General features: G+C 32.4%; 26 protein-coding genes. 18 read left to right on the top strand and 8 right to left on the bottom strand.

Annotated features, from left to right (window positions below):
- Positions 1–28 precede the first annotated feature (28 nt).
- A complete protein-coding gene (locus OS191_RS03115) occupies positions 29–1,006 on the bottom strand; it encodes an NAD(P)H-dependent flavin oxidoreductase (RefSeq protein WP_267154249.1) in 978 nt (325 codons plus the stop codon).
- 221 nt (positions 1,007–1,227) lie between these two features.
- On the opposite strand from OS191_RS03115, the gene OS191_RS03110 reads away from it, so the two are divergent.
- From OS191_RS03110 to OS191_RS03085, 6 genes are all read left to right on the top strand, one after another.
- Positions 1,228–2,766: a YifB family Mg chelatase-like AAA ATPase gene (locus OS191_RS03110; protein ID WP_267154248.1), complete on the top strand. Its 1,539-nt coding sequence runs from the start codon at positions 1,228–1,230 to the stop codon at positions 2,764–2,766.
- A gap of 132 nt (positions 2,767–2,898) precedes the next feature.
- Complete coding sequence (locus tag OS191_RS03105; protein ID WP_267154247.1) at positions 2,899–3,399, top strand: hypothetical protein; 501 nt, start codon at positions 2,899–2,901, stop codon at positions 3,397–3,399.
- Positions 3,400–3,402: 3 nt separating this feature from the next.
- Complete coding sequence (locus OS191_RS03100) at positions 3,403–4,122, top strand: hypothetical protein (protein WP_267147838.1); 720 nt, start codon at positions 3,403–3,405, stop codon at positions 4,120–4,122.
- A gap of 174 nt (positions 4,123–4,296) precedes the next feature.
- Positions 4,297–5,004 carry a hypothetical protein gene (locus OS191_RS03095; protein WP_267154246.1) on the top strand — a complete coding sequence of 236 codons (708 nt, stop codon included), beginning with the start codon at positions 4,297–4,299 and terminating at the stop codon, positions 5,002–5,004.
- 96 nt (positions 5,005–5,100) lie between these two features.
- Entirely contained in the window at positions 5,101–5,814 is a 714-nt protein-coding gene (locus tag OS191_RS03090; protein ID WP_267154245.1) for a hypothetical protein, read from the top strand.
- Complete coding sequence (locus OS191_RS03085) at positions 5,798–6,625, top strand: sensor histidine kinase (RefSeq protein WP_267154244.1); 828 nt, start codon at positions 5,798–5,800, stop codon at positions 6,623–6,625. The genes OS191_RS03090 and OS191_RS03085 overlap by 17 nt, the downstream gene beginning before the upstream one ends.
- Before the next feature lie 241 nt (positions 6,626–6,866).
- Here the strand turns inward: OS191_RS03085 and OS191_RS03080 are convergent, their stop codons facing one another.
- The 3 genes from OS191_RS03080 to OS191_RS03070 form a co-directional block, all read right to left on the bottom strand.
- Positions 6,867–7,574, bottom strand: coding sequence for an RluA family pseudouridine synthase (locus tag OS191_RS03080; RefSeq protein ID WP_267154243.1), 708 nt, complete (start codon positions 7,572–7,574; stop codon positions 6,867–6,869).
- A 43-nt stretch (positions 7,575–7,617) separates the two neighbouring features.
- A complete protein-coding gene (gene panB, locus OS191_RS03075) occupies positions 7,618–8,436 on the bottom strand; it encodes a 3-methyl-2-oxobutanoate hydroxymethyltransferase (protein WP_267154242.1) in 819 nt (272 codons plus the stop codon).
- A 153-nt stretch (positions 8,437–8,589) separates the two neighbouring features.
- Positions 8,590–10,014 carry an L-serine ammonia-lyase gene (locus tag OS191_RS03070; RefSeq protein ID WP_267154289.1) on the bottom strand — a complete coding sequence of 475 codons (1,425 nt, stop codon included), beginning with the start codon at positions 10,012–10,014 and terminating at the stop codon, positions 8,590–8,592.
- Positions 10,015–10,213: 199 nt separating this feature from the next.
- Between OS191_RS03070 and dnaK the strand changes: the two genes are divergently transcribed.
- The 5 genes from dnaK to OS191_RS03045 all read left to right on the top strand — a co-directional run bounded on the left by dnaK (position 10,214) and on the right by OS191_RS03045 (position 18,065).
- Positions 10,214–12,124, top strand: coding sequence for a molecular chaperone DnaK (dnaK, locus tag OS191_RS03065; RefSeq protein WP_267154241.1), 1,911 nt, complete (start codon positions 10,214–10,216; stop codon positions 12,122–12,124).
- 172 nt (positions 12,125–12,296) lie between these two features.
- A complete protein-coding gene (locus tag OS191_RS03060) occupies positions 12,297–14,360 on the top strand; it encodes a BspA family leucine-rich repeat surface protein (protein ID WP_267154240.1) in 2,064 nt (687 codons plus the stop codon).
- Between the two features lie 146 nt (positions 14,361–14,506).
- Entirely contained in the window at positions 14,507–16,042 is a 1,536-nt protein-coding gene (locus OS191_RS03055; RefSeq protein WP_267154239.1) for a M28 family peptidase, read from the top strand.
- A gap of 137 nt (positions 16,043–16,179) precedes the next feature.
- Positions 16,180–17,127, top strand: coding sequence for an NAD(P)H-dependent flavin oxidoreductase (locus tag OS191_RS03050; RefSeq protein ID WP_267154238.1), 948 nt, complete (start codon positions 16,180–16,182; stop codon positions 17,125–17,127).
- Positions 17,128–17,303: 176 nt separating this feature from the next.
- Positions 17,304–18,065 (top strand): CDP-alcohol phosphatidyltransferase family protein, encoded by a 762-nt coding sequence (locus OS191_RS03045; protein ID WP_267154237.1) that lies wholly within the window; start codon positions 17,304–17,306, stop codon positions 18,063–18,065.
- A gap of 73 nt (positions 18,066–18,138) precedes the next feature.
- Here OS191_RS03045 and OS191_RS03040 read toward each other — a convergent pair whose 3' ends face one another.
- Positions 18,139–18,714: a GNAT family N-acetyltransferase gene (locus tag OS191_RS03040; protein WP_267154236.1), complete on the bottom strand. Its 576-nt coding sequence runs from the start codon at positions 18,712–18,714 to the stop codon at positions 18,139–18,141.
- 4 nt (positions 18,715–18,718) lie between these two features.
- A complete protein-coding gene (locus tag OS191_RS03035) occupies positions 18,719–19,354 on the bottom strand; it encodes an alpha/beta hydrolase (RefSeq protein WP_267154235.1) in 636 nt (211 codons plus the stop codon).
- Between the two features lie 40 nt (positions 19,355–19,394).
- On the opposite strand from OS191_RS03035, the gene OS191_RS03030 reads away from it, so the two are divergent.
- From OS191_RS03030 to OS191_RS03010, 5 genes are all read left to right on the top strand, one after another.
- On the top strand, positions 19,395–19,820 hold the full coding sequence (locus tag OS191_RS03030) for a PaaI family thioesterase (protein ID WP_267154234.1): 426 nt from the start codon (positions 19,395–19,397) through the stop codon (positions 19,818–19,820).
- On the top strand, positions 19,820–20,959 hold the full coding sequence (locus OS191_RS03025; RefSeq protein WP_267154233.1) for a chorismate-binding protein: 1,140 nt from the start codon (positions 19,820–19,822) through the stop codon (positions 20,957–20,959). Before OS191_RS03030 ends, OS191_RS03025 begins: the two co-directional genes overlap by 1 nt.
- A 50-nt stretch (positions 20,960–21,009) precedes the next feature.
- Entirely contained in the window at positions 21,010–22,770 is a 1,761-nt protein-coding gene (gene menD / locus OS191_RS03020; RefSeq protein ID WP_267154232.1) for a 2-succinyl-5-enolpyruvyl-6-hydroxy-3-cyclohexene-1-carboxylate synthase, read from the top strand.
- 159 nt (positions 22,771–22,929) lie between these two features.
- Positions 22,930–23,268 (top strand): DUF2853 family protein, encoded by a 339-nt coding sequence (locus OS191_RS03015; protein WP_267154231.1) that lies wholly within the window; start codon positions 22,930–22,932, stop codon positions 23,266–23,268.
- A 92-nt stretch (positions 23,269–23,360) separates the two neighbouring features.
- Positions 23,361–24,191: a CvfB family protein gene (locus tag OS191_RS03010; RefSeq protein WP_267154230.1), complete on the top strand. Its 831-nt coding sequence runs from the start codon at positions 23,361–23,363 to the stop codon at positions 24,189–24,191.
- On the opposite strand, the gene OS191_RS03005 is transcribed toward OS191_RS03010, so the two are convergent.
- Entirely contained in the window at positions 24,192–24,614 is a 423-nt protein-coding gene (locus OS191_RS03005; RefSeq protein WP_267154229.1) for a hypothetical protein, read from the bottom strand.
- A 5-nt stretch (positions 24,615–24,619) separates the two neighbouring features.
- Entirely contained in the window at positions 24,620–25,066 is a 447-nt protein-coding gene (locus tag OS191_RS03000) for a hypothetical protein (protein ID WP_267154228.1), read from the bottom strand.
- A 132-nt stretch (positions 25,067–25,198) separates the two neighbouring features.
- Here OS191_RS03000 and OS191_RS02995 point away from each other — a divergent pair, with 132 nt between their 5' ends.
- Both OS191_RS02995 and menA read left to right on the top strand, forming a co-directional pair.
- Positions 25,199–26,038: a 1,4-dihydroxy-2-naphthoyl-CoA synthase gene (locus tag OS191_RS02995; RefSeq protein ID WP_267154227.1), complete on the top strand. Its 840-nt coding sequence runs from the start codon at positions 25,199–25,201 to the stop codon at positions 26,036–26,038.
- Positions 26,039–26,064: 26 nt separating this feature from the next.
- A complete protein-coding gene (menA, locus tag OS191_RS02990) occupies positions 26,065–26,970 on the top strand; it encodes a 1,4-dihydroxy-2-naphthoate octaprenyltransferase (RefSeq protein ID WP_267154226.1) in 906 nt (301 codons plus the stop codon).
- The last annotated feature ends 20 nt before the right edge of the window (positions 26,971–26,990 follow it).

Here is a 26,990-nt window from a genome sequence, read left to right as displayed (position 1 = left end):
GTTAAGCAGATAAAATAAAGTTAATACATTACTTATAAACTTCCAAATATTTTGTCTGTTCTTCAATAGCAGCTCTAAAATCTTTTTTAAGTTCAACAACCAGCTCAGCAACTTTTGGAGCATCAAGAATATTGGTGACTCCTTGTCCAGCAGACCAAATGGTAGACCAGGCTTTCGCATCGTCTTTGTGGACGGTTAGTTCTTCCCCAAAATCTATTTTTTTCTTTCTTTTAAGCATCTCTTCCGTAATCCCCATCGCTTCTATACTTGGGCCTAAAAAGTTAGCTGCAACACCAGAAATAGCTGCTGTATAAATAATATCGTCTGCTCCAGCATCCATAATCATCTCTCTGTATTCTTTTGGGGCTTTACTTTCTTGAGTATTTATAAAACGGGTTCCCATATAAGCTAAATCGGCTCCCATTTGTAAAGCAGAAGCAATATCACGACCTGTACTGATGGTTCCAGCCAGTATGATGGTTTTCTTAAAAAAGCTTTTAATTTCAGCTACTAATGGCATCGGGTTTATGGTGCCTGCATGTCCGCCAGCGCCAGCAGATACTAAAATTAAGCCATCAACTCCAGCTTCAGCAGCTTTTTCGGCATGACGTTTTTTTATAATATCATGAAACACCAAGCCACCATAGGAGTGAACAGCATCTACCAATTCTGCAACAGCTCCTAAAGAGGTAATAATTAAGGGGACTTCGTGTTTGACACATAGCGCTAAATCTGCTTGCAAACGTGGATTGGTATTGTGAACAATTAAATTAACACCAAAAGGAGCAGCCTTTTTTCCTGTTTCTTTTTCAAATTCAGAAAGTGCTGTTTTTATTTCTATCAACCAAGCTTCAAAACCTTCACTTGTCCTTTGATTTAAAGCAGGAAATGTTCCAACAATGCCATTTTTACAACATTCTATTACTAATTGTGGGCCAGAAATTAAAAACATGGGAGCAGCAACTGCTGGTAATGTTAGGTTTTTTATAAAGGATGGTTTGTTCATGGTATTTGTAAATTTTAAAACGTAATTTTTTATTAGATCAGCATATATCTTTTAAACTATTTTATACATAAAAATATCTGTTAGATAGCTTCAATCACAAATATACCAATCTAAACGCTTGTTTTAAATGATTTATTTCAGATTTATGAATCACTCTTTTGGGGCATTTAGTCATAGTTTTAGTAAATGTTTTTTCTTACATTTATGGAAACCAATCAATTATGCTTAAAAAAGTCTTTGGATCTGCTGTGTTTGGCGTGGAAGCTACAACTGTTACAGTTGAAGTGAATTCGGATACTGGCATTGGATATCATTTAGTGGGATTGCCTGATAATGCTATTAAAGAAAGTAATTTTAGAATAGCTGCAGCCTTACAAAACAATGGTTTTAAAATCCCAGGGAAGAAAATCATTATTAACATGTCTCCAGCCGATTTACGAAAAGAGGGAAGTGCCTATGATCTAACCTTAGCCATAGGTGTTTTGGCAGCAACCAATCAAATTCAAGCCGAAGATTTAGAAGATTTTCTTATTATGGGTGAATTATCTCTCGATGGTTCTTTACAACCCATAAGAGGTGCTTTGCCTATTGCTATAAAAGCTATGGAAGAAGGTTTTAAAGGCTTTATACTTCCAATTCAGAATGCCAAAGAAGCTGCTATTGTTTCTGGATTAGACATTTATGGAGTTGAATCTATCGAGCAAGTGATTAATTATTTTGATAAAGGAGAACCTTTAGAGCAAACTATTATTGATGTTGAAGAAGAATTTAATAAAAGTCTTAATTTTCCAGAGTTTGATTTTTCCGATGTAAAAGGCCAAGAATCCATAAAACGCTGTATGGAAATTGCAGCCGCTGGAGGACATAATATTATTTTGGTTGGACCTCCGGGAGCAGGAAAAACCATGCTTGCCAAGCGCTTGCCTAGTATTTTACCACCTATGACCTTACACGAAGCCTTAGAAACTACAAAAATACATTCGGTTGTTGGACGAGTAAAAGAAAACACAGGGATTATGGCTCAACGCCCATTTAGAAGCCCTCATCACACGATTTCGAACGTCGCACTTGTTGGAGGAGGCAGTTACCCACAACCTGGGGAAATTTCTTTATCGCATAATGGGGTTTTGTTTTTAGACGAACTACCAGAGTTTAAACGCGAAGTTCTGGAAGTCATGCGTCAGCCGTTGGAAGATAGGGAAGTCACCATTTCTAGAGCTAAGTTTACGGTTACGTATCCATCATCTTTTATGTTGGTTGCTAGCATGAATCCGAGTCCGAGTGGTTATTTTAACGATCCAGATTCACCAGTAACCTCGTCTCCAGCCGAAATGCAACGCTATTTAAGTAAGATTTCAGGTCCTTTATTAGACAGAATAGATATTCATATTGAAGTGACTCCTGTACCTTTTGAAAAATTGTCAGATACCAGAAAAGGAGAGTCGTCTATTGACATCAGGAAGCGAGTAACAGCAGCAAGAATTCTTCAAACTAAACGTTTTGAAAATTCGGAAACGGTTCATTACAACGCACAAATGAACACCAAGCAAATTAGAAAACACTGTGTGTTAGATGATGCGTCTATGCAGTTACTAAAAACAGCTATGGAACGTTTAAATCTTTCAGCTAGAGCTTACGACAGAATTTTAAAAGTGTCCAGAACCATTGCCGATTTAGAAGCTAGTGAAGACATACAAGGCACTCATATTAGCGAAGCCATTCAATACAGAAGTTTAGATAGAGACGGTTGGTTGGGTTAATTCCTTAGAAAATAGGAATTTTATAAGATTTTATATTTTTAGAATATTAAAAAGTACCATTTATTAACAATTATTGAAGGAAATTTCAATCTTTTTAATACATTTAGAATCTATTAACCAATCACTTTAACTATGAAAAAATTAGGCTCATTAATTTTAGGAGTTCTTATAGGCGCTTTAGCTACCTACTATTTTTGCTCAACCTGTGAAACCAGTACACAAATAGCTATTGTAGCTCCAAAAGGACTTATTACTCCAGAAGAAGCCAGAACCTTAGATCAAGCCTTTAACAGCAGACATGCTTTGATTAGCGATTCTATAGTCATGCGTCCAGATAACCGATCTTCTTGGTGGTCTTTAAAGGATATGAGAGATTATTTAAACTATGCCGAAAACGAATCTAAAGAGTTGGGTTACACCATGAATGGTGTACGTGTGTATTTAGGCGCTTATCCAACCGACAGAGAAGTTGGTTACACCACCATGTTTTTAGTGCCAACAGGCGTTGAAAATATTTCACAAGGAAATAGTACTTTATTTAATATGTTGCCACCTGGAGGTGGTGATATTCCTGGAGGAGGTTTAAATGGAGGACAGCCTGGAATGCCACCACCAGCTAATTACCCACAATAAATCATGTTAGATTTTATATATAATTATGGCTCACAATTAAATGATTTAATTTTAGTTGTGTGTGCTGTTATAGGTATTATGTTTTATAAAAAATATAGGAATTATAACAGCAAAATTTTTATATATTATTTAGTTTATGTGGCTTTAGTTGATTTTATAGGGAGTTATCCTTCTTATGTTATAGAAATTGAAGAGCTTCATGGTTTAGGAAACTACTTGAAAGGTACCTATTTTAGTAGAAATTTTTGGTGGTTCACAATCTTTTGGAATATTGGAAGTGTTTTATTTATGTCTTATTATTATTACGTGATACTAAAAAATAGAACCTTTAAGAAAATTGTAAAATATATTTGTTTGATATTTTTAGCAAGTTCTATTATTTATATTAGCCAAAATGTAGATGCATTCTTTAATTCACTATTAAAGTTTGTCAATATTTTTGGGGCTTTAGTCATTCTAAATTGCATTTCATTGTATTTTATTGAAATCCTCAATAGTGATAAAATATTGGTATTTTATAAATCTTTAAATTCAATAGTTAGCATAACTATGTTTTTATGGTGGTTAATTATAACCACACTATTATTTTATGAAGCATATTTTTCTGCTTACGATATTGGTTATTTAAATTTAAGAAGTAATGTGTATTTATTTTCAAACTTATTTATGTATTCAACATTTTCTTTAGCATTAATTTTGTGTGATCCAGAACAAGAAATCTAATTATAAAATAAGACTATGAAATTTAAAAATTATGCCGAAAAAGAATCTAAAGTACTAGGTTACACTATGGATGGTGTCCGCATGTATTTAGGTGCTTATCCAACCGAAGGAGAAGTGGCTTAATAGGCTAGGGTTTAATATGTTCAAGAATCAATTATTCAGAATAAATAAATAGTGAGAGAATTTTTATACGAGTATTATACGCTATTAAATAAGAGTGTTGAAATATTAGCTTTTCTTGTTGGTATTATAGTCTATAAAAAGTATAAAAATACCCAAGTCAAATATTTTATTTGGTTTTTAGGCTGGATTGTCTTTGTGGAAACCATTGGTAATTATCCTCGTCATTTAAAGGATTATGGCCTAGAGTATTTAATAGAAGACACTTTAATTGAACGAAATTATTGGTGGTATACTCTTTTCTGGACGTCTGCAGCAACCCTATTTTATTCTTGGTTTTTTAGTTTAAGATACAAGTCGCTCACTTTTAAAAAAACTATAAAAGTTTGTCAATATATTTATTTGTTGATTTTATTAACCAGCATCATTTTTGATCCTCATGAATTTTTTTCTAATAGAGTAGAATACTTAAGTATTTTAAGTGTTTTTATTATTCTATTGAGCTTGGTTTTTTATTTTGTTGAATTGATAAATTCTGAAAAGCTTACAAATATTTCAAAATCTATTTATTTTTATATTTCTGTAACCCTATTTGTTTGGTGGCTTGTTACAACACCATTAAGTTTTTTTGAAAAATATTTTATAGAAGCAGATAGGGACTTTGTCCTAATAAAATGGTACATCATGTTAATATCAAATGTTTTAATGTATAGCACATTTGCTTTTGCCTTAGTTTGGTGTAAACCAGAACATGAAAGATAATTGTTTAAGTTTAAAAATAGCGAACACCTTCTGTAGATGTTTCAAATAATTATATTAAATTGAAGATTAGTATTTTACTTATAAAATTTTAGAAAGGTGAAAGATTTTTTGCTTGTGAATTACTCGAATGTAAATTTAGCGGTTGTTTTTATAGCCGCTATTACTGGATTACTAGTGTTTAATAATTATAAGCATACAGCTGTAAAGTATTTTATATACTTTTTATTTTATGTCCTTGCTGCAGAGGTGCTTGGGTTTTATGGATGGTTTCTAAATTATTTTGATTTGTTTTATTTAATAGAAAACACCCAAATTAAATTTAACTTTTGGTGGATAACTTTAACCTGGTATATTGGTTCTGCTGTTTTTTTGGTTTGGTATTATCGAAAAGTATTACAAACAGACTTTTTAAAATTACTTCTTAAATACGCTGTTTTTTTATTCCTAATAATTTCCTTGGTTACTATAGCATTCAATTTCTCCCAGTTTTTCAATGGAACCTATAAAATTATACGAATAGGGCATATGTCTTTAATCATGCTTTCTGCTATTTTTTATTTATATGAAATGTTACGAAGCAATAATGTCTTGAAATTTCATAAAGACATTCATTTCTATATAAGTGCCATACTTCTAATTTGGTTATTTATGACCATGCCATTAGTGCACTTTGTTTGTGGCAATGCAGATACAGATCCGGTTCAAGCTGAATTAAAATGGATGATTATGTTATATGCAAAGATGTTTATGTATCTTTCTTTTGCCCTTGCCCTAATAGCCTTAAAACCTAAAAATGATTCCATTAATTAATATCTTTTTACAAGCACAACCAACCGTATCGACTTCTGCTGAGCGTTATTTACTAATCTATATGATTGGAGTACTACTTATAGTAACCTCTTTGGTTGTTATTTTCTTTATTGTTTTTCAAAAGAGAAAGAACAAACTATTATTAGATAAAATAAAGCAACAACAAGCTTTCGACGAAGAAATTGCTCAAACCCAAACTGAAATTCAAGAACAAACCTTAAAGCATATTGGCTGGGAATTGCATGACAATGTAGGGCAACTTTTGGCTTATGCCAGCATGCAGTTAAATATGATATCATCAAAAATTCCAGAAGACTTAAAAGGAAGTCTTAACGACACCACAAGCACCATTAAGGAAAGCTTAAAAGAAGTACGCTCCTTGTCAAAATCTTTAAACAATGATGTGATTCTAAATATAGGTTTTGAAAAATCTATTACTAATGAATTGGACCGATTGAAGCGGATGAAGTTTGCTTCAGCCGAATTGCATATAAAAGGCACAAAACAGCCTTTGTCAAATAAAAAGCATGAGATTATTTTATTCCGAATACTACAAGAGTTTTTTTCCAATTCGGTAAAATATTCCGAAGCCCAAAACCTAAAAGTTGCATTGGATTATTCAGAAAACCAATTGTTAATTGTTGCTACAGATGATGGAAAAGGTTTTGATGTTGAAAAAGCAGAAAAAGGCTCTGGGCTTATTAATATGAAAAGTAGGGCAGAGTTAATTGAAGCTAAGTTTGATTTATTCTCTAGACCAAATGAAGGCGTTAAGCTAACAATTACGTACCCTTTAGTTTCTGGAAATTGAACTTGAAAACGAAACTGAGCTTGAACTCGAAATTGAAGCTGAATTTGAAAATAACCTAAACAGGTATAATAAAAACTGACAATTTGGTTTCTCACTTTAGTTTTAGTTAAAGGGAGGTGGCTAGAATAACAATTGGAGGACTAGTAGGAGGGTTTGTTTTTTTTTGAACGTCCGAAAAACTTGAATTTAGCTTTTTGCTATTTGTCCGCTTATCGTATAGGCTATATATAAAATTTGTTTATCAAGATACACAAGCATCCCAAACAGGATCTTTAGGTAGGGGAGCAGTTACATTTATATCTTCATTGGAAACAGGATGTGTAAACTGTAGACTCCTAGCATGCAAACTAATACTGGCATCTTTATTACTTCTATCAAAACCATATTTCAAGTCGCCTTTAATAGAACAACCTATACTTGCCAATTGCACACGTATTTGATGATGCCTGCCAGTTTCTAAGGCAACTTCTAAAAGAAAATAATTATCTAATTTTTTAATCACCTGATAATGAAGAATGGCTTTTTTACCACCGGGAACTTCATTAGGGAAAGCTGTAGATTTATTATTTTTCGGATTTTTACGTAACCAATGAATTAAGGAGTCCTGTTTTTTTGGAGGTTCTTGTTTTACTAAAGCCCAATAGGTTTTGTTGGTTTTTTTATCTGCAAATAATTTATTAAGTCTGGGTAAAGCTTTACTTGTTTTAGAAAACATAAGCACTCCAGAAGTAGGTCTGTCTAATCTGTGAACCACACCAAGATAGACGTTACCGGGTTTGTTGTATTTATCTTTAATATAGTCTTTCACAACATCGCTTAAAGGTTTGTCTCCAGTCTTATCTCCTTGAACAATATCTCCTGCACGTTTATTTACAATGATAATATGATTGTCTTCGTATAAAACTTGAAGGTTTTCTTTTGTTGAAAGTACTTTAGATACAGATTTCACGAATTATCACAGATTTTATTTTCTACCAACTACCAACTAACAACTAGTACTGTTCCTCTTCATTAGGGAAATCTTCCGTCTTTACATCTGTAACATACTGAGAAATGGCAGTTGTCATGTCTTCATATAAATTCATGTAACGTCTTAAAAAACGAGGATGAAATTCATGTGTCATTCCAATCATGTCATGAAGAACCAATACTTGTCCATCGACACCATTTCCAGCACCAATACCAATTACGGGAATAGAGACGCTTTTAGCCACTTCTTGAGCTAATTTTGCAGGTATTTTTTCTAAAACAATAGCAAAACAACCAGCTTTTTCAAGCATTAGCGCATCTTGTTTTAATCTATCAGCTTCTTCTTCTTCTTTTGCACGAACGGTATAAGTTCCAAATTTATAAATTGACTGAGGTGTCAAACCTAAATGACCCATGACAGGGATTCCAGCATTTAAAATACGTTTAATAGATTCTTTAACTTCTTTGCCTCCTTCTAATTTTACAGCATGACCTCCAGATTCTTTCATAATTCTAATAGCAGAACGCAAAGCTTCTTTTGGATCGCTTTGGTAGCTTCCAAAAGGTAAATCTACCACTACTAAGGCGCGCTCTACAGCTCTTACAACTGAAGAGGCATGATAAATCATTTGATCTAAGGTAATAGGTAAGGTGGTTTCATGACCAGCCATCACGTTGCTTGCCGAATCTCCAACTAGAATAACATCTATTCCAGAGCCATCAACAATCTTGGCCATGGTATAATCGTAGGCTGTAAGCATGGAAATTTTTTCACCATTAGTTTTCATATCAACTAAGGTTTTAACAGTAATCCTTTTGTATTCTTTTTTTGCTACAGACATATATGTTGTTTGGTTTTTTATGGATGTAAAAATACTAAATAATTGATAGTTTAATAAAACTCCTACCTAAAATTAGTTACTGATCTTAGTATTCTGATACAGTTTTTAGTAAAAGGCATGAAAGTCTTCGTTTAGGAAAGATCTAGATTGGGTTTAACAGTCAGGGACGTTTACTCCAACAGCTAGGCCACCTTCACTTGTTTCTTTGTATTTAGAGCTCATATCTTTTGCCGTTTCCCACATGGTTGAAACCACTTTATCAAAAGGGACTTTTACGTTTGCAGGATCGGTTTCTAAGGCTATTTCTGCAGCATGAATGGCTTTTATGGCTCCCATAGAGTTTCTTTCAATGCATGGAATTTGAACCAGACCTCCAATAGGGTCGCAAGTTAAACCTAAATGATGTTCCATAGCAATTTCAGCTGCAACCAATACGTGCTCTGGAGAACCACCTAGTAATTCACATAGGGCACCAGCTGCCATGGCAGACGATACACCAATTTCAGCCTGACAGCCTCCCATGGCAGCAGATATAGTAGCACTCTTTTTAAACATACTACCAATTTCGCCAGCCACCAATAAAAAACGCTTAATATGCTCGAAATTTGCTTCGTGATTTTCTATTACCATATAATACATAAGTACCGAAGGGATTACGCCAGCACTACCATTTGTAGGGGCTGTAACGACACGACCTAAAGAGGCATTTACTTCGTTAACACTTAAGGCAAAACAACTAACCCATTTAAGGATTTGTCTAAATTTCACTTCAGTTTTTCTAATGGTTTCCAACCATTCTTGAGGATCAGCATAAGGTAAGTCTCCTTTTAAATTTTGATGCATATCGTAAGCACGACGTCTTACATTTAAGCCTCCCGGAAGATTTCCTTCGGTATGACAGCCAGTGTACATGCACTCTAACATAGTCATCCAAACTCGTTGCAATTCAAAATCTATGGTTTTTTCATCTCTAAGCGATTTTTCATTTTCAAGTACCACTCCTGAGATAGGTAAGTTTAACTGAGAACAATAGGCTAAAAGTTCAGTTCCTTTAACAATTGGATAAGGAAATGTATTTAGAAAAAGTTCTTTATTTTTTTTTGAATTCTTTCGTTCTTCTTTCACAACAAATCCACCCCCAATAGAATAAAAAGTCGATTTTGATTTTTTACCATTTATAGTTGCAGTAAAACTTAAGCCATTGGCATGATATGGAAGAAATTTCCGGTTGAAAACAATGTCTGTTTCCGGGTGAAAGGGCAGTTGTTTTTCATTATTAAAATGAAGTTTTTTATTAATCTTAATAGAACTAATAATTTTTTCAATGGTATCTATGGGAATAATTTCAGGATCGCCACCACTTAAACCTAGCATTACTGCATAATCTGTAGCATGACCTTTTCCTGTTAAAGAAAGTGAACCATATAAATCTACAGAAATTTGTTCCACTTTATCAAATTTATTGGCTTTTTTAAGTTCTTCTATCCAACGCTCGGCAGCTCGCCATGGTCCTAGGGTATGTGAGCTTGAAGGTCCAACACCTATTTTTAACATATCGAAAACTGAAATACATTCCATCATGATATTTCCTCTTTAAGGTAACTACAAATATATAGAGATTTCGCCACTTAATATAAGAAATAAAACAAAGTTTTTTGCTAAAAAGTGACATCATGTCATATTTTTTGACATGGCATAATCATTGACTTATACATTCCGAATTTAAAATTGAACACAACGTTTCCGAAAACGGGAATTTATAAAAACAAATATTATTATGAGTAAAATTATTGGAATCGATTTAGGAACAACAAACTCTTGCGTTTCTGTTATGGAAGGTAATGAGCCAGTTGTTATCCCAAACGCAGAAGGTAAGCGTACTACACCATCTGTTATCGCTTTTGTTGAAGGAGGCGAAATTAAAGTTGGTGATCCAGCAAAACGTCAAGCAGTAACAAATCCAACAAAAACGGTTTCTTCTATTAAACGTTTTATGGGTAATAAGTATTCTGAGTCTAATACAGAAGCAGGACGTGTACCTTACAAAGTAGTAAAAGGTGATAACGATACGCCAAGAGTAGATATTGAAGGACGTTTATACACTCCTCAAGAATTATCAGCTATGATTCTTCAAAAAATGAAGAAAACAGCAGAAGATTATTTAGGAGCGACTGTTACAGAAGCTGTTATTACAGTTCCTGCTTATTTTAACGATAGTCAGCGTCAAGCTACTAAAGAAGCCGGTGAAATTGCAGGTTTAAAAGTTAGAAGAATAATTAACGAACCTACAGCAGCAGCATTAGCTTATGGTTTAGATAAAAAAGGAATTGACCAAAAAATCGCAGTTTTTGATTTTGGTGGAGGAACACATGACGTGTCTATCCTAGAATTAGGAGATGGCGTTTTTGAAGTACTTTCTACAGAAGGAGATACCCATTTAGGTGGTGATGATGTCGATCAAAAAGTAATAGATTGGTTAGCAGACGAATTTAAATCTGAAGAGGATATAGACTTACGTAAAGACCCAATGGCTTTACAACGTTTAAAAGAAGCTGCAGAAAAAGCGAAGATTGAATTATCATCTTCTGCTCAAACAGAAATCAATTTACCTTACGTTACAGCAACTGCTAGTGGACCAAAACACTTAGTACGTACCTTAACACGCTCTAAATTCGAACAACTAATTGACGATTTAGTAAAACGTACGATAGCTCCTTGTGAGTCTGCATTAAAAGCAGCTGGTTTGTCTAAAAACGACATAGACCAGGTTATTTTAGTAGGTGGTTCTACGCGTATTCCAGCAGTACAAAATGCTGTTGAAAAATTCTTTGGAAAAGCACCAAGTAAAGGCGTAAACCCAGACGAGGTTGTATCTTTAGGAGCAGGAATCCAAGGTGGTGTATTATCTGGAGATGTTAAAGACGTTCTATTATTAGACGTAACACCTTTATCTTTAGGAATTGAAACTATGGGTAATGTAATGACAAAGCTTATTGAGGCAAACACGACCATTCCAACAAAGAAAAGTCAGGTTTTCTCTACAGCTGCAGACAATCAACCATCTGTTGAAATCCATGTATTACAAGGAGAAAGAGCTATGGCGGCCGACAATAAAACTATTGGACGCTTTCATTTAGATGGTATTCCACCAGCAAAAAGAGGAACACCTCAAATTGAAGTAACATTCGATATTGATGCAAATGGAATTATTCATGTAACTGCTACAGATAAAGCTACGAATAAAACACAAGATATTAGAATCGAAGCATCTTCTGGTTTGACTGAAGAAGAAATCCAAAAGATGAAACAAGATGCCGAAGCAAATGCTGAAGCAGATAAGGTAGCTAAAGAAAAAGCAGATAAATTGAATGCTGCAGATGCCATGATTTTTCAAACTGAAAGTCAACTAAAAGAATTTGGTGAAAAATTATCTGATGATAAAAAGAAACCAATTGAAGAAGCTCTTGAAGAATTGAAGAAAGCATACGAAACTAAAGATCTTGCAGTTATCGATCCAGCTTTAGAGAAAATCAATGAAGCATGGAAAGTAGCTAGCGAAGAAATGTACAAAGCTCAAGCAGAAACACAAGGTGGACCTGAAGCAGGTGGACCTGAAGCAAATGCTGGAGGAACAGATGCTAACGAAGGAAGCGACGTAGAAGACGTGGATTTCGAAGAAGTGAAGTAAGCAGAGAACCAATTTTGTAAAGCAAAATTGTGTGTATCGCTTATCCTGAGCTAAGGCGAAGGATCTTATACGACTGAACACATATATAACAAACGCAATCATTTATTTGGTTGCGTTTTTTTATGTTTAAAATTTTATAGATATTTAGTTTTTCCAAATTAACTATCTACTTATGAAGAACATTTACTTAACCCTATTCTTAACTTTATTTACTGCATTTGTTCAAGCTCAAGAGCCTTTTATTACTACTTGGGAGGTTAATGATGGAGATTTAAATATTACAATCCTGAATCCTTATGATACTGGTGGTTTTACTTATAATTATAATATAGATTTTGGTGATGGAACAGTAATTAATAATGTCACTAGTTCCATTAATCATGAATATGATATTGCAGGTATTTATACTGTAAGTATAACTGGAGAATTTCCTAAATTCAGTGTTTTATATTCTAATTATAAATTAATGAGTGTAGAACAATGGGGAGATATAGTATGGCTTTCAATGTCAAATTCATTTAAAGACTGTTATAATTTAAATATAAATGCTCAAGACAGTCCAAATTTGAGTCAGGTAACTAATTTGAGTAGAATGTTTCTTGGTTGCTCCAATTTAAATGAATCTCTAGATAATTGGGATGTTTCTAATGTAACTAATATGTTTGAAATGTTTAGGTCAGCTACAGAATTTAATCAACCTCTTGATAGTTGGAATGTTTCAAATGTAACTACAATGGAAGGTATGTTTAACAATGCACTTTCATTTAATCAACCTTTGAATTCGTGGAATACTAGTAGTGTTACCAATATGAAGAATATGTTTTATAGTGCTCAAAACTTTAACCAACCTCTTAATAATTGGGATGTTTCAAATGTTACTAATATGAATTCGATGTTTAAGATTGCCTCAAGTTTCAATAGCGCTATAAATGATTGGAATGTCTCTAATGTTGTTGATATGACAACTATGTTTCAATTAGCATCTAATTTTAATCAGGAATTAGCAGGTTGGTATACCACTAGTTTGATAGATATGGAAGAAATGTTCTCTGAAGCAAGTAGTTTTAATAAAAATATTAATTCTTGGAATGTTTCTAATGTTACAAGCATGAAAGGGATCTTTGAGAAAGCAACAGTATTTAATCAACCTTTAAGTAGTTGGGATTTATCTAGCACGACAAATACTAGTTACATGTTTTTTGAAGCTAAAGTTTTCGATCAACCAATTGGCAACTGGAACACATCTAATGTTACTAACATGTCTAGAATGTTTTATGATGCAGAAAGTTTTAATCAACATATTGATGACTGGAACGTATCTAATGTTACCAACATGTTTGAGATGTTTAGTTATACAGAAAATTTTAATCAACCGTTAAACAATTGGAATGTAGCTAATGTAAACAATATGAGTGGCATGTTTAAAAGCTCCTATAATTTTAATCAAGAAATTAATGATTGGGATGTTTCGAATGTAAATAATATGTCCTCTATGTTCATATTTGCCTTCAATTACAACCAACCTCTCAATAATTGGAATGTATCTCATGTTGTTACAATGGAAGACATGTTTCATAATGCAAGTCAATTTAATCAACCATTAAATAATTGGGACGTTTCCAATGTATCTAATATGAATAGTATGTTTAGATCTACTCCAGTTTTTAATCAACCATTAAATAACTGGGATGTTTCTAATGTAAATGATATGGTGGAAATGTTTTATTTCTCTTATGAGTTCAATCAACCACTAGAAAATTGGAATTTTTCTAATGTTAATAGCTTAGATGCGTTTATATCCTTAACAAATATTGATACCATAAATTATGATGCATTATTATTAAATTGGGTGAATTCAGGAATAGAGAATATATTATTGGGAGCCGATGAAGTGAAGTTTTGTGACCAAGTTAGTAGAGATTTATTAGTTAATGATAGAGGATGGAGTATTTTTGATGGTGGTATGGCGAGTACTTGTAATTTAACCATCGAAGAATTTAGTATTGCCGATTTTGTAGTTTTATTCCCAAATCCTGCTGATGATGGTATTTTTCTTAAAAAGAATTCAAACATACTATTGGAGAATTCAAAACTTTACAACAATCAGGGTCGTGAATTATTGAATCTGCAAGGTAATTTAGATTATATTGATACTAGAAATTTGGATTCAGGAGTATACTTCTTAAAAATTGAAACTAATCATGGAACCTTGAAGAAGAAGGTTCTTATTAAATAGAGTTATCTAAAACAATGAAAAACGCAATCTCCCGATAATTATCGGGGTTGATTGCGTTTTTTTTTGTAAATAATTATTCTCTAGTAACGCATAGAAATATCTCTTTTCTTTCTTACATTCGAGTTTAATTTTTTAAAGTCATAATCATGAAATTACAATCTCTTTTCTTTTCCCTATTCTTTGTAGGGTTTTTATTTAATGGATATTCACAAGTGACTTCTAAAGAGGTGATGCTTGAAAAGATTAAGAACGAAGGTTTTAAAAACTCTCAAGCCATGTCTATGCTAGGCGAACTCTCAGATGTTTATGGACAACGTTTAACAGGTTCGAACGAGTATTTAGCTGCAGCTACTTGGATGTCTGATAAAATGACTTCATTAGGTTTGCAAAATGTGCATTTTGAATCTTATTGCGAGGAATGTCGTGGTTGGAGTATGGAAAGCTTTCATGTGGAAATGGTTTCTCCAAACTATATGCATATTTCAGCTTACCCTTTAGCCATGACAAAAAGTACTCCTGGTATTGTTACTGGAGATGTGGTCCATATAAAAAGTAATAAATCATTAGATTCCTTAAAATTAGAGTTTTCTGGAAAACTAAAAGATAAAATAGTTTTATTAGGAAAGATCCCATCTAAAAAATCTTTAAACGATACACTATTTAAGAGGTATAATGAAAACGATTTAAATAAGATGGCACAATTAGATTCAGCAATGGTTAAACAAACCCCACTGCCTGAACTATTTAAATCTTGGGAAACATCTGATGTTAGAGAAGAAGCCTTTCTTAAGTTTTTAGATGAAGAAGGCGCTTTAGCTGTTTTAATGTCGCGTTCCATGTATTTAGGTGTTTTACATCCAGATGGCACCTATTTTTATAAGAATGGACAATTAAAACCTTTGCCATACTTTACCATTATGCCTGAACATTTTGGCAGATTGGCACGAATGATTGACTTAAATGTGATTCCTAAAATTCGTTTAAACTTAGAAACTTCCTTTTATTCAAACCCAGAAAACAATGTGAATGTTATTGCTGAATTAACTGGAACTGATAAAAAATTAAAGTCCGAAACCATTTTAGTTGGAGCTCATTTCGATTCTTGGCATGCTGGAACAGGAGCTACAGATAATGGAGCAAATTCTATTGTTTTAGTAGAAGCTTTAAGGATACTTAAATCTATAGGATATCAACCAAAAAGAACTATTAAAATTGGACTTTGGGGAGGCGAGGAGCAAGCTTTTTTAGGTTCTGCAGCATTTGCTAAAAATCATTATGGGATATTAGGTGAGAAACCAAATATAGCATCAACTAAAGTGTCTGCTTATTTAAATCTAGATAATGGAGCAGGAGCTATAAGAGGCTTGTATCTTCAAGATAATGCTTTGGCAAAACCTGTGTTTAAAGAGGTGTTTTCTTCTATATCAGATATTACTGAAGGTATTTTAACTATTGAAAATACTTTGTCTACAGATCATGAAACCTTTGATCATTACAATATTCCAGCTTTTCAGTTTATTCAGGATCCTTTGGATTATAATTCGGTAACACATCATTCAGAAATGGATTTGTTGGAATATGTGCCAGAACAGGACGTAATTAAAAATGCCGTTATAATGGCATGGACTATTTATTCACTTTCCGAAAACAAAGAAAAAGTCCCTAGAAAAATCAAGAATTAAAACTTTTTTAAAAAGATATTTATGAAAAGGCATTCGTATAAATAAATTATGCATGCATAATAAATTGATTTATATTTGTAATCTAAATTTACTAGGTTTTAAAACTTAGAAGGTTCTTTTTAAATAAATAAAAACACATGCAAACGCAACTTACCCAACTCTTAAACATAACACATCCAATTATTCAAGCTCCCATGTTTTTAGTTTCTAATACAGCAATGGTTATTGAAGCCATGAAAGGTGGAATTGCCGGTTGTATTCCAGCTTTAAATTATAGAACCTTAGACGATTTGAGAGCCTCTATAAAAGAATTAAAAGCTGCAAAAGTAGAAGGTGGATCTTTTGGGTATAATTTAATTGTAAATAAATCCAATTTAAAATACAAAGAGCAACTTCGTGTATTATGCGAGGAAGGGTGTGACTTTATTATTACTTCTTTAGGAAGTCCAGAAGAAACCATCAATCAAGCGCATGCTGTTGGAATTAAAGTTTTTTGCGATGTTACCGATTTAAAGTTTGCCAAAAAAGTAGAAAGTTTAGGAGCGGATGCTGCCATATGTGTCAATAACCAAGCAGGTGGCCATAGAGGGGATCTTTCACCTCAAGAATTAATAGAGCTATTAACTAAAAACATTTCTATTCCAGTTATTTCTGCAGGTGGTGTTGGCTGTAAAGCAGATATTGATAAAATGCTTAGTTATGGAGCAGCTGGGGTTTCTGTTGGAAGTCCGTTTATTGCCTCTATCGAAGCAGGAGTTACAGACGAATATAAGCAAGCTTGTGTAGATTATGGCGCCAAAGATATTGTTATGACGCAACGTATTTCTGGAACGCCTTGTACGGTTATCAATACGCCATATGTTCAAAAAATTGGAACAAAAGAATCTAAGCTAGAATCTATTTTAAATAAAAATAAAAAACTTAAAAAATGGGTGAAAATGATTCGTTTTTCAATAGGAATGAACGCCACTACCAAAGCAGCTACTCAAGCAACTTACAAAACGGTTTGGGTTGCAGGACCAAGTATTGAGCATACCCATGCTATTTTGCCTACTAAAACAATAATTGAGAATCTGATTAATTAGTATTTGAATAAGATTTAAATTTTTAGACCATTATAAATTCTGAAATTTTTTTAAACTCTTTTTCTAAATAGAAAAAAAGAGATTCTCTTATAAGTCTTATCTTTGCAACTTATTAGAATGCAATTGATGTTTAGGGAACTAAGACATTAAGAAATGCTGATTAGAAAAAGCCATAAATGTCTAAATTACCCAAGGAGCACAAGTTTATAGATCTTTCAGATTATGGTAGAATTCCTGCCAGAATTCTAGCAACTTCTATTAAAAACACCTCGTTAACACCTATTCATGTAACAGTTTCTTTTATTGTTTCAGGGATTATTGGAATTATATGCATTTTGAACAATCAATTTTTGGCAGCTGGATTCTTCTTAATTCTGAAATCAGTTTTAGATGCAGCAGACGGAGAATTGGCACGAATAAAAAAAACACCTTCATATACAGGGCGTTATTTTGATTCTGTTGCAGATATCCTATTAAATCTACTTATTTTTCTAGCAATTTGGCACATTACAGATTCTAATTTATTTAGCTGTATTCTGGCTTTCCTAGGAATTCAACTTCAAGGTACTTTATATAATTATTATTATACTATTTTAAGAAATAGACATAATGGAGACACTACTAGTCGTGTTTTTGAAAATGAAGTTCCAATTGCTTTACCTGGAGAAAAACAAAAGCATGTAAACATCCTTTTTGGTCTGTATAAAATTCTTTACGGAGGATTTGATAAAATAATTTATAGGCTAGATAGAAGTGCTGCCAAAAGCAAAAACTTTCCAAATTGGTTGATGACATTAGTATCCACTTTTGGTCTTGGATTCCAATTATTAGTAATTAGCATCATGTTAGTTTCAGGTTTTAAAGATTATATCATACCGTTTTTTATACTATATTCTGTCATGATTTTTGTCTTTATTGGGATTAGAAAAACGCTATAATTCACAAAAGTTTATATAAAGTTTTACTTTTTTCAGCGTCTCTTGTACGTAAGTCTCTATTGTTTGGATTTCCTTAAAAAGTCTTAGAAAAAATATTTGTTTTTATATCTGGCCATTCCTCTTTTAAAATGCCATAGCAACACGTATTTCTTCTATATCCATCTTGCATTAAGGTGTCTTTTCTTAAAATCCCTTCTAAGCTGGCTCCAATTTTTTCAACAGCTTTTCTAGACTGCACGTTTCGCTCGTCTATTCTAAATTCAACTTTTTCAAACTCTAAAGTTTCAAAAGCATATTGAAGCATTAAAAATTTGATTTGTTTATTTAAACCTGTACCATGAAAATCTCTTCCTAACCAAGTCCAGCCAATATGTAAGGTTTTATTTTCCCAATTTATTAGTCCAAAACGTGTGCTTCCAGCATAAGCTTGTTTAGTTTTATCGTAAATAATAAACGGTATGATGGTTTTATGATAATAGCCATCTACAGCAACTTGAACATACTCTTTAAATTTTTCTAAAGTAGAAATATCGCTAGGAGAGTAGAAAATTAAATCATTTTCAGCTGCAATATCTTGTAAATGCGTGTAATTACTTAAATCTAGTAAAGAGAGTTTTACATGGCTATTTTCTAAAAAAGGTATGTTCATGTTTTTAAACTAAAACCTTGATAAGCTCAATATTCACTTCATGTTTTCCTTCAAAAGAAATAATATTTAAGTTCTTTCCAAACAGTTTCTTGCCTCTTTTTGTTTCTTGTTCCATGCGTTTTTCATCTAGATATGGATCTTCTGTGCCATAAATCATAGAAACTTTAGCGTTTAAAAACTCGAAATTTTGAGGTTCTAATTCTATTGGGATTCCTCCAGAATGCATAATCAATTGCTTGCAATTCAATTTCTTTTTTGCGACATATCTCAATGCGACACTCACACCTTGAGAATAGCCTAAAACTATTAGATTTTTATCTTTTGGAATATTTTCAGCTTCAAATACAGCATCAAAATAAGTCATAACATTTTCTGTTTCCTTAAGCGTATTTTCCTTAGTCAACCAACTAGCTCCAACATGTTTTTGTTTAGGAGGTAAATAATATTTGCTTTGGGCTTGTGGTGCAATGATGTAATTTTCATCTGAATTTAAACCCGTAAAATATCTTAAAAAATAACGACTTAAAAATCCCATCCCATGACAAACAAACCAAACATTTTTAGTTTTAGAAGTTAAGCTGTTTAATGTGGAATAGCTATTGGTAGTTGTGTATGATATTTCTCTTTCTTCTAAATTCATTTTGTACTTTTACAATTCGATATTAAAAATACAATTTTCTATGCAATTATCTAAAGAAAGTGTGCTTGCAAAAGCAAATGCTGCCAGTAAAAATACCTTAATGGAAACTTTAAATATTGAAATGGTCGATTATGGTGCTGATTTCTTAGTAGCCAGAATGCCTGTTGACTCCAGAGTTTATCAACCAGATGGTGTTTTACATGGAGGTGCAACAGCAGCTTTGGCCGAAAGTGTTGGAAGTTTTGCATCTCATCTCTTTATCGATATAGAAAATAAATTTGTGCGTGGTTTGGAAATTACTGCCAACCATTTAAAAAGTGTGACAGAAGGCTATGTTTATGCTAGAGCGACTTTTTTACACAAAGGTAGAACCACACAATTAATAGATATTAGAGTTACGGACGATGATGATAATTTGATATCTATTTGCAGACTATCAACCATTTCACTTCCAAAAAAGAAATAATGACTTCTGAAGATTTTTTTAAAAATATTCAACAGCAGTTCAACAATCAATTACCATTTGTGGTTTATAGAAAACCTAAAGAAGTGGAGGTAAAAGCGCTGCATCAGAAAACAGATCAACTTCATATTGCGAAAGATTATTCGGAAAAAGGTTTTGTATTTGCACCTTTTGATGCAACTAAACTGTCTGTTTTAATTCCCGTTGAAGAATCTCTTTCTTTTGTTTGTAGTTCTTTCAAATCAAGCCTAAGGAATAAAAATGGTGGGGTAGAGAGTGTTCAAAAAATGTCTTCAATAACTAAATCTGATAAAGAGTTTCATATAGAATTAGTTCAAAAAGGCATTGAAGGTATAAATGAAAATCAATTTCAAAAAGTAGTTTTATCTAGGTGCGAACCTGTTAAGCTTCCAGAGGTAGATCCTTTAGATACGTTTAAAAGTTTACTTCATAATTACCCGACGGCTTTTGTGTATTGTTGGTATCATCCAGAGATAGGTTTGTGGCTTGGTGCTACTCCAGAAAGTTTAATTAGCACAGAAGGTTCTAGATTTAAAACCATGGCATTGGCTGGAACGCAAAAATTTGAAGGTACAGATGATGTGCTTTGGCAAAATAAAGAAAAAGAGGAGCAACAATTTGTTACAGATTTTATTTTACAGAGTTTGGAAGAGGCAACGGAAAATGTTCGTGTTTCTGAGGTTAAAACAATAAAAGCTGGTAATTTACTTCATTTACAGACCAATATTTCTGGAATTTTAAATTTTAAATCCTCTAGTTTTAAAGATTTACTTAACAAGTTGCATCCAACACCTGCAGTTTGCGGGATGCCAAAAGAAGAAGCAAAACAATTTATTTTAAAAAATGAAAACTACAATAGGGAATTTTACACGGGCTTTTTAGGTGAATTAAATTTACTAGAGAAAACCATTAGAAACACCAATAGGCGTAATGTTGAAAATAATGCCTACGGGTCTGTAAAAAAAGTTTCAAACTTATTTGTAAATCTGCGTTGTATGCAAATTTTAGATGATACGGCCCTTATTTATATAGGAGGAGGAATCACAAAAGACTCTAACCCTGAAGCAGAGTGGCAAGAAACAGTAGCTAAATCTCAAGTCATGAAAAAGGTATTACAATAATTTTATTTAGACTGTCTATTTACTACATTTACAGCTAGATTTTTTCCAAGATGCTATACCCAAAAAACCCTCTTGCTCAAACCGTTATTCAGTTGTGCAAAGCCAAAAATATTCAACATATTATTATTTCTCCAGGAAGTAGAAATGCGCCTTTAACTATTGGTTTTACTAACGATCCATTTTTTACATGCTATAGTATTGTAGACGAGCGCTGTGCTGGTTTTTTTGCTCTAGGAATAGCACAACAATTAGAAAGTCCTACAGCTTTGGTATGTAGCTCTGGAAGTGCTTTACTAAATTATTATCCAGCAATTTCTGAGGCTTTTTATAGCGACATTCCTTTAGTTGTTCTTTCGGCAGATAGACCAAATTACCTTATTGGAATTGGGGATGGACAGACTATAAATCAGAAAGATGTCTTTGCAAACCATATTTTATTTTCTGCCAATTTAAAGTTGAATTTTGAAAATGCTCCTAAAAATCCTAATGAAAATGAACCAGCTATTATCAAGTCTATTGAAAATAAACTGGAACGTATTTTGGGTGTGAAGCAAGAACTTGACGATGAAAACGAAACTAAGATTAATACAGCTATAAATAAAGCTATTTCTGCACATGGACCTGTACATATAAATATTCCTTTTGAAGAACCTCTCTATGAAACCACTGAAACCCTTGATGTCAAGCCAAAAGTTATAGATATTGAGGTGAAAAAGAGAAAAATTGACGATTTCTTTATTCAAGAATGTTATGATGATTGGAATAGTTATTCTAAAAAAATGATTCTGATAGGAGCCAATCAGCCTAATAAAGTTGAACAACATATTTTGGACGAATTGGCTAAAGATAATAGTATTATTGTTTTTACAGAAACCACTTCTAATGTTCACAACAAACATTTTTTTAATAGTATAGATAAACTGATTGCGCCTCTTTCTGAAGAAGATTTTAAAAAATTGCAACCAGATGTTTTAGTTACTTTTGGAGGTCTGATTGTTTCAAAGAAGATAAAACAATTTTTAAGAAAGTTTCAGCCCAAACATCATTGGCATATTGATAAAAAGAATGCTTATGACACGTTTTTTTGTTTAGACAAGCATATTGAGGCAACTCCAAATCAGTTTTTTAATGCATTGTTGCCAAGGCTTACACATTTTGTTAAGAGCGATTATAAACCCTATTGGAGCGATATTAAACTCCTAAGAGAAGAAAAGCATCAATTATATTTAAATGAAGTTCCTTTTAGTGATTTTAAAGTATTCGATTCTATTTTAAAAGCCTTACCAGAACAAACAGTTTTACAATTAGGAAATAGTTCAACCATTCGCTACACGCAGCTTTTCGATTTAAAGAAAACCATTTCAGTTTTTTGTAATCGTGGTACAAGTGGCATTGATGGAAGTACAAGCACAGCCATTGGTTGTTCTAAAGCAAATAAAATCCCAACCATTTTTATAACAGGAGATTTAAGTTTCTTTTACGACAGTAATGCACTTTGGAATAATTATATTCCTAATAATTTTAGAATTCTTCTAATAAATAACCAGGGTGGTGGTATTTTTAGAATCCTTCCTGGACATAAAAACACGAAAAAATTTGATACTTACTTTGAAACTACACATAATCTAACAGCAAAGCAACTTTGTAAAATGTACGATTTTGATTATGATATAGCTTCCAACGAAAGACAATTAAAAGCACAATTAAAAGTCTTTTTTGAAGCATCCAATCAGCCAAAATTATTAGAGATCTTTACCCCAAGGACTTTAAATGATGATGTGTTGCTTGATTATTTCAAGTTTATTAAATGATAGATTTTAATTAATCTGTTTTTTTTTGAATTTAGAAAAATCATAAATACTAAAAAAGTGAGGCTATGGTTTAAATATCATCATAATATTCTTTCAAATTATACAGATATTGCCTATATTTAAGTTCTAATTATTATTAATCTAAAAATTAAATTTAATATGGGAAAAAGAGATGAATTAATTGTGAAGTATGCTGCAGATTTAAAAGACAAGTGCGGTGTTAATCCAGATATGGATTTACTAACTAAAGTTACTATTGGTTGTGGACCATCAATTTATAATGCAGATGCAGCAACAGTTTCCGGATCCGATCCTTCAGAATTAGCTACTGTAAAAAATAATTTTTTAATAAAAAAACTAGGTTTAAAAGATAGTTCAGATTTAGACAAAGGTATTCAGGCTGTTATGGATCAGTATGGACAGTCTAATAGAAATAAATATAGACCAGTAGTCTATTATTTATTAACTAAACATTTTAAAAAAGAATCAGTTTATTAATATATTACTTTTAAATAAAAGCGTTGCATTTCTTATTTTGGAATTGTAACGCTTTTTTTATTTCTAATAGCTAATATTACTACCTTTGCAGCATGATACATTTAGGAGAATACAATACCTTAGAAATAATTCGCGAATCAGAACAAGGCTTATATTTGGCTGATGATGAAGGAAACGAAATATTATTACCAAATAGATATGTTCCAGAAACATTTAAAATTTGGGAAAAAATTGAAGTGTTTGTTTATTTAGATAACGAGGAACGCTTGGTTGCTGTTACAGATAAGCCATATATTAAAAAAGGAGACTTCGCCTTATTAAGGTGTAATGCCGTTACAGATCATGGTGCTTTTTTAGATTGGGGAATGCTTAAGGAATTATTTTGTCCTTTTAGAGAACAAGCCTTTCCAATGAAAAAAGGAGGTTGGTATTTTGTGTATTGCTTTTTAGATGAGAAAACAGATAGATTGGTTGCTTCTAGTAAAACAAACCAGTTTTTAGATAATAAAGAATTAACTGTAAAAGAGTTTGATAAAGTTGACTTAATTGTATCTCATCCTTCGGATATTGGAATGAATGTAATTGTAAACAAAAAACATTCTGGACTTATTTTTAAAGACGATATATTTCAAGACTTAAGTATTGGAGATAGATTAAAAGGCTATGTTAAGAAAGTTAGATCTGATAATAAAATTGATATTGTTTTAGGGCAAATAGGTTATAGAAATATTGAACCAAATGCCGATGCTATTATGATAGAACTTCAAGATAATAGTGGTTATTTAAATTTAACAGATAAGTCTGCACCTGAAGATATTAAGCGAGTGCTTCAAATGAGTAAAAAAAGCTTTAAAAAAGCTGTTGGCTCTTTATATAAACAAAAATTGATTGAAATTAAAGACGACGGAATCTATTTAATTTAACTAGCTGTTGTGTTCTTCAACTTTTTTGACAATCCATTTTTCAGCATCTTCTAATGTCGAAAATATGCGACGGTTAATATGTTTAAAAAAATGATTTTCTAAGTCGAAATTAATTGTTTTCGTTAGATCTTTACTAACAATAGCTGTTGCTATTAAATTTGGAACTTCTTTTTCTAGTTTCATTGCATCTGTTGGTACAGTATTATAAGAATGAATTTTATTCACTATCATTCCAAAGGGGCTTTTGGTGCCATAATGTTGTAAACCAATAGTTTTTATTGTTTGTAAAGCAGCCATAGAGACAAGAGAATCTTCAGCATACTCGACAACGACAAAATTCTCAAAAAAATAGAAGTTTCCTATTTTTAGATTATATGTTTTATTAGTTTTACGAGATAGATACGATTCGATAATAGGCTTCATTATACTTACTTGTTATACATAGCTGTTTTTATTTTAATTTCACTTTCAACCCAATCTACAGCTTCCAAAAGGTTGTTAAATTTTTGTCTTGGAATTACAAAATATTGATCTTCTAAACTCAAAAATTTTCTAGTAACCTCACTATATGACACAATTGCATATGCAGATAATTGATTAGTGAATTTTGAGTTTTTAAACATATCAATAAGATCTACAGAATACGAGTGAATACGATTTGAAATAAATCCAATAGGAACAGAATTGAGTTTATCATTTTCTAATTTATACTTCTTCTTGCCCAATTCCATAACTTCTTCAAATTCATTAAAAGAAATATGGCTGCCTTCTTTAAATTCTGCAATTATAAAGTCTTTAAAAAAGTAAAAGTCACCTGTTTTTAGATGGATTGTATCTTCAATAAGGTGTTTAATAGGGGAGTTTATAACTTTCATAATTGTAGTGGTTGTTTTACAAGGTAAAAAATAGTATCAAATTTTTAAAAGAATTTTAACAATAAAAAAAATTACTCAGATCGAAATTGCTTGAAAATACCTATTTTTGAATCAGTAAATTAAAATTGAACTATGAAGGAAATTAATTGGGTTGTAGCTAAAGAATATGAAGACATTACCTACAAAAAATGTCATGGTGTTGCAAGAATTGCTTTTAACAGACCAGATGTTCGTAATGCTTTTAGACCAAAAACCACAAAAGAATTATACGATGCCTTTTACGATGCTGGTGAAGATGTAAACATAGGAGTGGTATTGCTTTCTGCTGAAGGTCCTTCAACAAAAGACGGGGTATATTCGTTTTGTTCAGGAGGAGACCAAAAAGCTAGAGGGCATCAAGGTTATGTTGGGGATGATGGGTATCATAGATTAAATATTCTAGAAGTTCAACGTCTTATTAGGTTTATGCCAAAAGCTGTTATTGCAGTGGTTCCGGGATGGGCCGTTGGAGGAGGGCACAGTTTGCATGTTGTTTGCGATCTAACCCTAGCAAGTAAAGAACACGCTATTTTTAAACAAACTGATGCTGATGTTACAAGTTTTGATGGAGGATATGGGTCAGCTTATTTAGCCAAAATGGTTGGGCAAAAAAAAGCTCGTGAAATATTTTTCTTAGGAAGAAACTATTCCGCTCAAGAAGCTTTTGAAATGGGTATGGTAAATGCAGTGATTCCTCATGAAGAATTAGAGGATACGGCTTACGAATGGGCTCAGGAAATTTTGGCAAAATCGCCAACATCTATAAAAATGCTAAAATTTGCTATGAATTTAACAGATGACGGGATGGTTGGACAGCAGGTATTTGCAGGAGAAGCCACACGTTTAGCATATATGACCGACGAGGCGAAAGAGGGGCGTGATGCTTTTTTAGAAAAGCGCAAACCTAACTTTCCTAAAAAATGGATTCCTTAAATCTATATTAGATTCAAAACTTATTTATGTCAAAAAAATATAAAACGTGGATGTCAGCCTTTAGGTTGCGAACCCTTCCATTATCTATTTCAGGAATTATTGTTGCAGCAAGTTTGGCTGCTTACAATGGTTTTTTTGATTGGATGGTATTTGTATTTGCTATTTTAACTACTTTAAGCTTACAAATACTATCTAACTTGGCAAACGATTATGGAGATGGTATTAAAGGAACAGATAATCACGAACGTATTGGACCACAACGCGCCATACAAAGTGGAGAAATCACTCCAGAAAAAATGCTTGATGCTATAAAAATCAATATTCTTATAACTATCGGTTTGGCTCTTTTATCAATTCTATCTGCTTTTGGTTCACATCATTTTCTTTTAGCCATGTTATTCTTTGGCTTGGGGTTACTTTCCATTTATGCAGCTTTAAAATACACCATAGGTAATAATGCTTATGGTTATATGGGTTTAGGCGACTTGTTTGTATTTGTATTCTTTGGTTTAGTAAGTGTGATTGGAGGATATGTATTGTTCTCAAAACAATTAGATCATATAGTGTTTTTACCAGCAGCAACTATTGGTTTCCTTAGTGTGGCCGTATTAAATTTAAACAACCTAAGAGACATAAATTCTGATAGAAACGCCAATAAAAACACCCTTATAGTTAAAATGGGTTTTGAAAAAGGAAAGTTATATCATTACTTTTTAATTGGATCTGCCATAATTTTATCTGTATTATTTGGTATCTTATATTATACTTCCATATATAATCTTATATTCTTTATTGCTTATATACCTTTAATAAAACATCTTTTTACAGTTAGTAAAAACAAGGAGCCAAGACTGTTAGATCTGGAGCTTAAAAAGCTTGCTTTAACGACATTTTTTCTTAGTATTTTGTTGGCAATTGGTCATATTTTATAATGTGAATTAACAAAATAAAT

Origin of the sequence: Xanthomarina sp. F2636L, assembly GCF_026410195.1 — a bacterium.
GTDB lineage: Bacteria > Bacteroidota > Bacteroidia > Flavobacteriales > Flavobacteriaceae > Xanthomarina.
The sequence above is the reverse complement of the archived record's forward strand: the minus strand, read 5'-3'. Positions and strand labels throughout refer to the sequence as shown.

What these genes read in the sequence shown, in the direction of transcription:
- OS191_RS03115 (WP_267154249.1), bottom strand. Translation starts at nt 1,006, where the DNA reads ATGAACAAACCATCCTTTATAAAAAACCTAACATTACCAGCAGTTGCT.
- OS191_RS03110 (WP_267154248.1), top strand. Translation starts at nt 1,228, where the DNA reads ATGCTTAAAAAAGTCTTTGGATCTGCTGTGTTTGGCGTGGAAGCTACA.
- OS191_RS03105 (WP_267154247.1), top strand. Translation starts at nt 2,899, where the DNA reads ATGAAAAAATTAGGCTCATTAATTTTAGGAGTTCTTATAGGCGCTTTA.
- OS191_RS03100 (WP_267147838.1), top strand. Translation starts at nt 3,403, where the DNA reads ATGTTAGATTTTATATATAATTATGGCTCACAATTAAATGATTTAATT.
- OS191_RS03085 (WP_267154244.1), top strand. Translation starts at nt 5,798, where the DNA reads ATGATTCCATTAATTAATATCTTTTTACAAGCACAACCAACCGTATCG.
- panB (WP_267154242.1), bottom strand. Translation starts at nt 8,436, where the DNA reads ATGTCTGTAGCAAAAAAAGAATACAAAAGGATTACTGTTAAAACCTTA.
- OS191_RS03070 (WP_267154289.1), bottom strand. Translation starts at nt 10,014, where the DNA reads ATGGAATGTATTTCAGTTTTCGATATGTTAAAAATAGGTGTTGGACCT.
- dnaK (WP_267154241.1), top strand. Translation starts at nt 10,214, where the DNA reads ATGAGTAAAATTATTGGAATCGATTTAGGAACAACAAACTCTTGCGTT.
- OS191_RS03060 (WP_267154240.1), top strand. Translation starts at nt 12,297, where the DNA reads ATGAAGAACATTTACTTAACCCTATTCTTAACTTTATTTACTGCATTT.
- OS191_RS03055 (WP_267154239.1), top strand. Translation starts at nt 14,507, where the DNA reads ATGAAATTACAATCTCTTTTCTTTTCCCTATTCTTTGTAGGGTTTTTA.
- OS191_RS03050 (WP_267154238.1), top strand. Translation starts at nt 16,180, where the DNA reads ATGCAAACGCAACTTACCCAACTCTTAAACATAACACATCCAATTATT.
- OS191_RS03045 (WP_267154237.1), top strand. Translation starts at nt 17,304, where the DNA reads ATGTCTAAATTACCCAAGGAGCACAAGTTTATAGATCTTTCAGATTAT.
- OS191_RS03040 (WP_267154236.1), bottom strand. Translation starts at nt 18,714, where the DNA reads ATGAACATACCTTTTTTAGAAAATAGCCATGTAAAACTCTCTTTACTA.
- OS191_RS03035 (WP_267154235.1), bottom strand. Translation starts at nt 19,354, where the DNA reads ATGAATTTAGAAGAAAGAGAAATATCATACACAACTACCAATAGCTAT.
- OS191_RS03030 (WP_267154234.1), top strand. Translation starts at nt 19,395, where the DNA reads ATGCAATTATCTAAAGAAAGTGTGCTTGCAAAAGCAAATGCTGCCAGT.
- OS191_RS03025 (WP_267154233.1), top strand. Translation starts at nt 19,820, where the DNA reads ATGACTTCTGAAGATTTTTTTAAAAATATTCAACAGCAGTTCAACAAT.
- menD (WP_267154232.1), top strand. Translation starts at nt 21,010, where the DNA reads ATGCTATACCCAAAAAACCCTCTTGCTCAAACCGTTATTCAGTTGTGC.
- OS191_RS03015 (WP_267154231.1), top strand. Translation starts at nt 22,930, where the DNA reads ATGGGAAAAAGAGATGAATTAATTGTGAAGTATGCTGCAGATTTAAAA.
- OS191_RS03010 (WP_267154230.1), top strand. Translation starts at nt 23,361, where the DNA reads ATGATACATTTAGGAGAATACAATACCTTAGAAATAATTCGCGAATCA.
- OS191_RS03005 (WP_267154229.1), bottom strand. Translation starts at nt 24,614, where the DNA reads ATGAAGCCTATTATCGAATCGTATCTATCTCGTAAAACTAATAAAACA.
- OS191_RS03000 (WP_267154228.1), bottom strand. Translation starts at nt 25,066, where the DNA reads ATGAAAGTTATAAACTCCCCTATTAAACACCTTATTGAAGATACAATC.
- OS191_RS02995 (WP_267154227.1), top strand. Translation starts at nt 25,199, where the DNA reads ATGAAGGAAATTAATTGGGTTGTAGCTAAAGAATATGAAGACATTACC.
- menA (WP_267154226.1), top strand. Translation starts at nt 26,065, where the DNA reads ATGTCAAAAAAATATAAAACGTGGATGTCAGCCTTTAGGTTGCGAACC.